1 protein-coding gene and 1 pseudogene are annotated in these 930 nt (G+C 32.8%); one reads left to right on the forward strand and one right to left on the reverse strand.

Features of this window, described 5'->3' with window-relative positions:
- Positions 1-65 precede the first annotated feature (65 nt).
- Positions 66-281, reverse strand: a pseudogene (locus ADF68_RS10225) (IS30 family transposase); the annotation flags it as partial.
- Between the two features lie 502 nt (positions 282-783).
- Here ADF68_RS10225 and ADF68_RS10230 point away from each other — a divergent pair.
- Positions 784-930, forward strand: a 147-nt coding sequence (locus ADF68_RS10230) for a YSIRK-type signal peptide-containing protein (RefSeq protein WP_414716169.1), incomplete at its 3' end; no start/stop codon positions are given.

The raw sequence follows: 930 nt of genomic DNA on the forward strand, positions 1-930 counted from the left end.
CAAAATAATTTTTAAAAATGTTTTAGAATTCGTAGCGTACTATTCTAAGTTCAATCTACTATAGCTCCCTTAGGTAACCATCTACGAATGAGCCGGTTGTGATTCTCATTAGTTCCCCTTTCCCATGAGGCGTAGGGATGTGTATAGTAGACATGCTCCTTAGAAAACACATCAGCCAAGCGGTTGAATTCGGCTCCATTGTCTGTCTTGATGGAAAGAATTTGATGCTGTTTTAAGATGAGTTTTAGAGCTTAATTGACCGACTCAGCGCTTTTATTTGGGTGGTATTGAGCATTTACCATTCGTTATCCTCGAGGAATGTATTGTATTATGAAACAACTAATACGATAAGCTACAATGGATTTATTCTACAGAAAGGAAAAACTCCAGTTTTATTTAGAAGGATAAAAGGTAAATAACTTATATACAATTTATTTCGAATTTTTTTAAATAAAACAAACTTTAAAGGCAAAAGAATACGAAAACAATAAAATGAAGCGCCGATAATAATGCTAATCGTTTGAGTGATATTTTAAATATGATTCATTTTTAATAGTTTGAAGAATGAAAACATCAAAATAATCCAATACTATCAAGGAAAAATAGAGGGTGAATCAAATATAATTATTTTAGATGCATAAAAACTAAAAAAAGTTTGATTTAAGCGCGAAATTATTTGCCTATTCCCACAAAAAAGTATACAATTATACTTGGATAGCTTTGTCTGTGAATATAAACAATATGTATTTCAGGTGAGCAAATTCAAAAAAAGGAGACAATAGAATGGATAAAAAATCATCCATGAGTCGTATCGAACGCCAAAAACGAGAAAAAGTTTTACGCTTTTCTATTCGTAAATATAGCTTTGGTGCGGCTTCAGTTGCTGTTGCAGCGCTGATGTTTTTGGGTGCGCGCGTCGTTAGTGCGGAT

This window comes from Streptococcus pseudopneumoniae (assembly GCF_001068775.1).
GTDB lineage: Bacteria > Bacillota > Bacilli > Lactobacillales > Streptococcaceae > Streptococcus > Streptococcus pseudopneumoniae_N.